The 7,158-nt window shown below is 36.6% G+C and carries 7 protein-coding genes, 1 tRNA gene and 1 other RNA gene; 6 read left to right on the plus strand and 3 right to left on the minus strand.

Translation table 11 applies throughout. The features are described 5' to 3' along the window. Nucleotides 1-16 precede the first annotated feature (16 nt). The 3 genes from ACIQ7N_RS22500 to ACIQ7N_RS22510 form a co-directional block, all read right to left on the minus strand. Nucleotides 17-895, minus strand: a complete 879-nt coding sequence (locus tag ACIQ7N_RS22500) for a response regulator (protein WP_142510997.1) — start codon at nucleotides 893-895, stop codon at nucleotides 17-19. Further along, nucleotides 896-2,158: an ATP-binding protein gene (locus ACIQ7N_RS22505; RefSeq protein ID WP_132364644.1), complete on the minus strand. Its 1,263-nt coding sequence runs from the start codon at nucleotides 2,156-2,158 to the stop codon at nucleotides 896-898. A gap of 293 nt (nucleotides 2,159-2,451) precedes the next feature. Then, nucleotides 2,452-2,544 (minus strand) — tRNA-Ser (locus ACIQ7N_RS22510). Between the two features lie 492 nt (nucleotides 2,545-3,036). Between ACIQ7N_RS22510 and ffs the strand changes: the two genes are divergently transcribed. The 6 genes from ffs to ACIQ7N_RS22540 all read left to right on the plus strand — a co-directional run bounded on the left by ffs (nucleotide 3,037) and on the right by ACIQ7N_RS22540 (nucleotide 6,912). Beyond that, an RNA gene (gene ffs, locus ACIQ7N_RS22515) (signal recognition particle sRNA large type) lies at nucleotides 3,037-3,304 on the plus strand. 250 nt (nucleotides 3,305-3,554) lie between these two features. After that, nucleotides 3,555-5,345 (plus strand): DNA polymerase III subunit gamma/tau, encoded by a 1,791-nt coding sequence (gene dnaX / locus ACIQ7N_RS22520; protein WP_402936370.1) that lies wholly within the window; start codon nucleotides 3,555-3,557, stop codon nucleotides 5,343-5,345. Between the two features lie 21 nt (nucleotides 5,346-5,366). Further along, entirely contained in the window at nucleotides 5,367-5,681 is a 315-nt protein-coding gene (locus ACIQ7N_RS22525; protein WP_132364640.1) for a YbaB/EbfC family nucleoid-associated protein, read from the plus strand. A gap of 11 nt (nucleotides 5,682-5,692) precedes the next feature. Beyond that, nucleotides 5,693-6,289 (plus strand): recombination mediator RecR, encoded by a 597-nt coding sequence (gene recR / locus ACIQ7N_RS22530; RefSeq protein ID WP_132364638.1) that lies wholly within the window; start codon nucleotides 5,693-5,695, stop codon nucleotides 6,287-6,289. Nucleotides 6,290-6,302: 13 nt separating this feature from the next. Next, entirely contained in the window at nucleotides 6,303-6,518 is a 216-nt protein-coding gene (locus ACIQ7N_RS22535) for a YaaL family protein (protein WP_132364636.1), read from the plus strand. A 121-nt stretch (nucleotides 6,519-6,639) separates the two neighbouring features. Further along, on the plus strand, nucleotides 6,640-6,912 hold the full coding sequence (locus ACIQ7N_RS22540) for a pro-sigmaK processing inhibitor BofA family protein (protein ID WP_248717593.1): 273 nt from the start codon (nucleotides 6,640-6,642) through the stop codon (nucleotides 6,910-6,912). The last annotated feature ends 246 nt before the right edge of the window (nucleotides 6,913-7,158 follow it).

Genomic DNA, 7,158 nt, shown 5'->3' on the forward strand with positions numbered 1-7,158 from the left:
ACAAAATCCGAGAAAATTAATTTACTTTAGTTAAAATGTCTGAATATAACACCTGAATAAACTTCTTAATATTAACCTTTGCTTTACGATTTCCGTGATCTTCTATCTGCGTCATCAGATGACGAATTTCTTTAAAGTCAAAGTATCGAGGTGCATAATATTCAAATTCGGAGTTGGTATAATCTACGACACCTAAATTGGCGAGATTTATCATCGCTGCTAATATAGTACGGCGCACCCGCTGTTCAATGGCTTTACTTTCCTTCAAAATTTCATCTGGTGTAGCCTTTGTGACAACTGCAACCTCCTCATAAAGCTCCTTTAATGGTGGAAGTGGTGCAATTTTGTGCTGATGCGCAAGTAATGTTTCAATGATAGCTATAATATCTTCGCTTCCAATCTCACCAACGATACCCATATCATTTAAAATAGATTGAATATGATCGCGTGACGTTGCTTTATGATTTATTTGTTCACTTAGATCAATATTTGTAAGGGATTGGCGAATAATAAGCAATGAATTTTTTAGGCGAAATTGTTCAGTTGTTTTACGTAAAACATTTTCAACCTCAATACGGTTTATCGGTTTATGAATAAAGAAATCTATACCTTGCTTATACGCTTCACCAACCATTTCCTTATTCACAACTTGAGAAATCATGACAAATTGTCCTTCAAAACGATTTTGAATAAGGTGTTCGACTGTTGCTATTCCATCAAGCTTGGGCATGAGTAAATCAATCAACACAAATTCAGGTTGTGTCATTAAAATTTGTGGAATGGCGTCCTCACCATTACGTGCTTCACCAATAACTGTGCCTAAGCCACTATCTTCAATAATTTGTTTTAACATGACCCGACTTGCGCGATCATCATCTACAATAAAATACCTCATTTAAGTCTCTCCCGTTTGAATAGTTTGCGTAGGAACTGTAATTTTAAACATTGTGTTTTGAGTATTTGATTCAACGGTTATTGAGCCATTTAATTTATTTACTAATTCAGCAACATGTGAAAGACCAATACCTGTTGCTGCGACACCGTCTACATTGTATTTTGTAGTGTATCCAGGTTCAAAAATAATAGAGAGATTACTTTGTGGAATGCCCTTCCCGTTATCACATACTGTTATTACAGTATCATCCTGTTGCTGTTGAATGGCAATAGAAATGATACCTTGATTTTCAATTGCTTCTATAGCATTAGCTGTTAAATTATTTAAAAGTGCAAGTAATGCAATATGTTCCTTCGTTTGAAAATCGATTTCAATATTTAGTTTAATTTCAATTTCTTTCCCGAGAAAATTAGCGTACTTACTGTTCCCATCTTCGATATAATGTAATAATTCTGACAATCTAAGGGAGCCAAAGCTCTTTTCACCAACAATTTTAGAAATACCTGCATAAATGCGTTGTGAATCCTTCTTCACTTCATGAATTTCCTGGGCAATATGAAGTGCCTGTAAACTTTCTGCATGATAACCTAGCGATTTTAATTGTCGATATAATTCAAACCCATTGATTGTTATGGCTTCTATATCGTTCATCGATTTTTTTAAATAAAGTGCCTCAACATATAAATCTGAGCCGATCGTAAGCATTTCTTGAACACGTTTTTTTTGCTCAGCAATTAGAATAGAACTATAAATACCAACAACAAAAAAGCTACGTAATAAAGCAACTGCTAATAATATAAGTAAATCATGAAGAAATAAAAACGTATAAGAATTTATAAAAAAACGAAATAGTTGTTCCACTAAATTACTGAATACTTCACTAAATGCAACTAGCAATCCAAGCAATAGTGGTTTTTCTCTATATTGATGAATGCTTAGAATTTGTAGGCATACTGCAAACATTATATAAAAGGCGGCGGCAGGTAAATGTATTAGTAAACTATCGGCTACTGGAACATCATGTAAAGTGTAATTAATGATAACTCGAAAAATGGTTGTCACGATACTCGTAGTAAATCCAGCAAAAATGATCGGTGTAGGTCTTAGTAGAGTACACAAAAAGAAAATAATACTTCCTAATCCGAAACGAAAAGGTGTATCAGCGAAAGGCATTATTTTAATTTCACTACCAATAGCAGTTAACAGAGCGATTGTTAAAACCCAAGTGAGGGAAGCACGAGATATGTAAAACTTCGAGTGCATAAAAAAATCCTCCCTAATAATATTAACGAGCATTATGCTAAAAAGCTCGTTTGCGTGTTTGAAATAAAATGTAATTGTACCACTACTTTTCATATTGCGTTGGGCGAAAAGTAGTTTTTGAATGAAAGTGCATTGGTCTAGATGAAATAATGCTATAGATTTTTTCATAGTTATAACATCTTAATTTACAATAAAAAAATACCACAACCTAAGTGGAAGTGGCATCTAATAAATGTTACATATAATTTTTAAGCAAAAAAAAACGGCTACATTCGTAGTCGGTATTTTAAAAATGGAGGAGGTAGAGGGATTCGAACCCCCGCGCGGTGTTACCCGCCTGTCGGTTTTCAAGACCGATCCCTTCAGCCAGACTTGGGTATACCTCCATGTTGTTTTGTTACGTTGTCTTATCGACAAGATTTAATTTATCATATTTCAAAATTTAAGTCAACAGATTTTTTATTTTTTTAACTTTTTTCTTTAGATGCAGAAGTCTCTCAACTTTATAGAAGGGAAATGAACGCGGTACTAAGTCACTTTTCAATGGCTGTCATAGAATCGAAATGTAGTTCTTATAGGATATTAGCTTAAAATTATTGCATCCGTGAAATAAAGCTAACTGATCTGGATCGATAAAAACGCCACGTCCTATGGCATTATCGAAATGACCGACATCGTGTCGGCCCTCATGCAGATCTAAGTACAAAGCCAAGTCTAGAGGCATTGTTTATTGGCGTGAAAGCAAGGTAAACAGCTACAATTATGCCGAGACATAACGGATTAATAATTTCTTATATACAATGCAGACAGAATGTTCCAAACAAATATTATGCATATTAAGTTGCAATTTATGAAAACAGTCAGTATACTAGTTATTGCCGTGCTAGGTGGGAAGGTAGCGGTGTCCTGTAACTCGCAATCCGCTCTAGCGAGACTGAATTCCTTTTTAGAGGCTGTCCGTATTGTTTGGTCTGCCTTTTGCACGTAGTGTTGACGATTGGGTCCTGCGCAATGGATACCCATGAACCATGTCAGGTCCGGAAGGAAGCAGCATTAAGTGGTCTTATTCATGTGCCGCGGGGTTGCCTAATCTGAGCTAACGACAAGAGTAACGCTTATGTGCGGCTGTCGAAGAAAGGTGCACGGCATTAAATTGCCAATTCAAACGCATCCGTCTATAAAAGGCGGATGCGTTTTTTTATGATTTTATAATATTTTTAGGGATGGAAGGTTAATCACCAACACGTTTAAGAAAGTTATAAATTGTGCGGCGGACCTACAGAAAGTGAAAGAATTGTCCCGAAGCTTTAGAAAAACGATGACACTATTTTATAAATAATGAGGTAAATGCTATAATAGAACTATTCTATATAATAAAGAAGAGGAGAGGAATCCATTGACGTATCAAGCATTTTATCGTGTGTATCGACCGCAATCATTCCGAGAAATGTCTGGTCAAGCACATGTCAAAAGAACGCTACAAAATGCTCTCCTAGCGAATAAAACAACACATGCTTATTTATTTTCTGGCCCACGTGGTACCGGGAAAACAAGTACAGCTAAAATTTTTGCAAAAGCTTTAAATTGTGAGCATGCACCATCAAAAGAGCCTTGTAATGAATGTGCTACTTGTTTAAGCATTACAGACGGTTCTCACCCAGATGTTATTGAATTTGACGCGGCGTCTAATTCACGCGTTGAAGAAATACGAGACATCATTGAGAAAGTTCGATTTGCTCCTGCGAGTAGCAGATTTAAAGTGTATATCATTGATGAAGTGCATATGCTTTCTACAAGTGCTTTCAATGCCCTTTTAAAGACGTTAGAAGAACCACCTTCACATGCTGTATTTATTTTAGCAACGACAGAGCCTCATAAATTGCCCGCAACGATTATCTCGCGGTGTCAGCGCTTTGATTTCAAGCGTCTTTCGACCAGTGATATTATTGAGCGCATGAAAGTTGTATTAGAAGATATTGAGTTACCGTTTGAGGAACAAGGTTTAAAGGTAATCGCACAATCAGCAGCGGGGGGTATGCGTGATGCTTTAAGTCTATTAGATCAGGTTGTATCCTTTAGTGGAGAAAAGTTGAAGCTTGAGGATACATTGCTTGTGACAGGTTCTATTAGTCAGGAAGTTTTCTATGAGTTAGCAGAAGCTCTTAAAATAAAAGATGTCGCGCAAATGCTTGCGTTATTAGAACAGCTTATTGCGGATGGGAAAGATCCTCTTCGCCTTTCTGAGGACTTAATTACATTTTTCCGAGATTTATTATTACTGCAAACAAGTGAAGATTTGGCCGAATTATTAGAACTAGTATCACCAGAGGAGCGAGTGTTTACATTAGCGCATGATTTTGCACCGGATTTGCTATATGGCTACATTGATATTTTAGCGAAAACACAGCAAGAAATGCGATTCTCCCACCATACTAAGATTTATTTGGAAACAGCATTACTTAAAATGGTGCAGTTTTCGGGTGGTGCAGTTGGTCAGACTACCACTTCAGGCGAGGTAGCTATGAGCCCGGAGCTCGCCCAAAAAATTGTGGCGCTTGAGCAGATGGTGCAACAACTATCAGCTCAATTACAAGCTGGTGCTCCTATGCAAACGGCGCAAACACCAAAAGAACAGCGCCCGCGAGCAAAAAGTCCGAATGGCTATAAAGCACCAACAGGCCGTATTCAAGAGATACTAAAGGATGCTACAAAGCAAGATGTGCAACGTATTAAATCAGTTTGGGCACAGGCATTAAGTCAAATGCAAAAATCTCAATCAGCTCTTTTGGCAGAGGCTGAACCTGTTGCGGCATCTTCAAGTGCTTTTGTGTTAAAATTCAAGTATGATATTCATTGTCAAATGGTTGCTGATAATCAATCCCTAAAAGCTCAATTCACACAATTAATTGCAGGGCAAACTGGTACTATGTACGAAATGCTTTGTACGCCAGAAGAGGCTTGGTTAAAATTACGTGAAGAGTTTATTCGTGATCATGGCTTACAGCAGCAGAAAAAATCTTCTCAGGATGAAACTGATCATGAAATGGAATTATTAGAACCACCTCCGGTAGAAATGTCGGAAGGGCCGTTTATCGATGATGCTCAACCACTTGCGTCACAAGATCCACTTGTAACCGAAGCGGAAAAGCTGTTTGGTAAAGATTTTATTGAGATTGTTGAAGATTAATCATTTAGGAGGAATATGTTTATGCGTGGAATGGGAAATATGCAAGGTATGATGAAAAAAATGCAAAAAATGCAAAAGGAAATGATGGAGGCTCAAGAGGCTTTAAATGCAGAGCAATTTGAAGGTGCAGCTGGTGGCGGTATGGTGAAAGTAACTGTAACTGGTCAACGTGAAATTGTAGAAGTAAATCTTGATCCATCAGTAGTAGATCCAGACGATATCGAAATGCTACAAGATTTAATCGTTGTTGCTACAAATGAAGCACTGAAAAAAGTAGATGAAAAAACGAATGCAACAATGGGTAAATTCACTCAAGGCATGAATCTTCCGTTCTAGGAGGTAAATAAATGTACTACCCAGAACCAATATCGAAACTGATTGATAGTTTTATGAAATTGCCAGGTATCGGGCCGAAAACCGCGGCTCGTCTGGCGTTTTTTGTGTTAACAATGAAAGAGGATGACGTTTTATCCTTTTCAAAGGCATTAATTGATGCGAAGCGAAATTTAAGCTACTGTTCCGTATGTGGCAACATAACTGATGTAGATCCATGTCATATTTGTACAGACAAACAAAGAAATCATTCTATTATTTGTGTTGTCCAAGATACAAAAGATGTAATTGCGATGGAAAAAATGCGCGATTTCAATGGTATGTATCATGTATTGCAGGGAGCTATTTCACCTATGGATGGTATTGGACCAGAGGATATAAATGTCGCGTCCCTACTAGTTCGTTTGCAAGATGAGAATGTTCAAGAACTTATTTTAGCTACGAATTCAACGATTGAGGGAGAGGCAACAGCTATGTATATTTCTCGTCTAGTGAAGCCATCAGGTATTCGAACAACACGGATCGCTCACGGACTACCAGTAGGTGGAGATTTAGAATATGCAGATGAAGTAACGTTATCGAAGGCAATGGAAGGTCGCCGAGAATTGTGAGTGAGGGATTAATATGTTCTTCCGCAGTAAGGGAAAATTAAAAAAAGAATTCGATGACAAGCTTGTGAATCTTATAAAAGGGACAAAAGAGGATTTGCAGCAGGCGAAGATAATTGAAGAACTACTAGATGACTATGATTTAGAAGTAATTGCTCAACGAAAAGCAGCGGAGAGTATACATTTTTATTTATTCAAGGAAGCTAGAATTCGTAGAGTATTAATTAAATAATAGTTTTTAAACTTATTTCAGCATCGCTAAAAATAAGTTAATGCATAGGTATAAATAATACTCATAGAAGCAAAACAGGAAACATAAACTTTCATAATTATATTTTTGAGGGGGAAACCATATGTCGTGGTTAGTAATTATGAGCTTTTGTGTACCTGTAGTGCTTCTTTTTCTTTATATAATAATAAGACATGCCAAGATGGGTAAGGTTTTAGAAGGAATGTCTGTGTTTTGGTTTAGATTTGCTTTCGCTTTTCTACTGTTATTTATTATTCACTTAGGAATAGGGTATGCAGGCTATAATGTGCCGATTAATCTATTTTCAGTATTCACAATTGCAATATTAGGAATTCCGGGTGTGTTAGGGATAACTGCTTTAGTATATTTTTTATAAGATGCTTGCAAAACAAAAATATTGTGGTATAGTAATAAGAGTCGTTAAGATAACCGTTGAAAAACAAATGAGTTTTAAATTAAAAAACTAATTGTTGACAACGAGTAAACGACATGATATTATATAAAAGTTGCTGTTAAACAGCGACGATATGAACCTTGAAAACTGAACAAGCAAAACGTAATCAATAAAGTTTTTACTAGCTAACCTCGAGTTAGTGAACGAAACAAAATTTTGGACATCAAA

Origin of the sequence: Lysinibacillus sp. NPDC095746, assembly GCF_044763535.1 — a bacterium.
In the GTDB taxonomy this organism is placed as follows: domain Bacteria; phylum Bacillota; class Bacilli; order Bacillales_A; family Planococcaceae; genus Lysinibacillus.

Coding starts and splice junctions, on each gene's coding strand:
- ACIQ7N_RS22500 (WP_142510997.1), bottom strand. CDS start 895: ATGAGGTATTTTATTGTAGATGATGATCGCGCAAGTCGGGTCATGTTA.
- ACIQ7N_RS22505 (WP_132364644.1), bottom strand. CDS start 2,158: ATGCACTCGAAGTTTTACATATCTCGTGCTTCCCTCACTTGGGTTTTA.
- ACIQ7N_RS22525 (WP_132364640.1), top strand. CDS start 5,367: ATGCGTGGAATGGGAAATATGCAAGGTATGATGAAAAAAATGCAAAAA.
- recR (WP_132364638.1), top strand. CDS start 5,693: ATGTACTACCCAGAACCAATATCGAAACTGATTGATAGTTTTATGAAA.
- ACIQ7N_RS22535 (WP_132364636.1), top strand. CDS start 6,303: ATGTTCTTCCGCAGTAAGGGAAAATTAAAAAAAGAATTCGATGACAAG.
- ACIQ7N_RS22540 (WP_248717593.1), top strand. CDS start 6,640: ATGTCGTGGTTAGTAATTATGAGCTTTTGTGTACCTGTAGTGCTTCTT.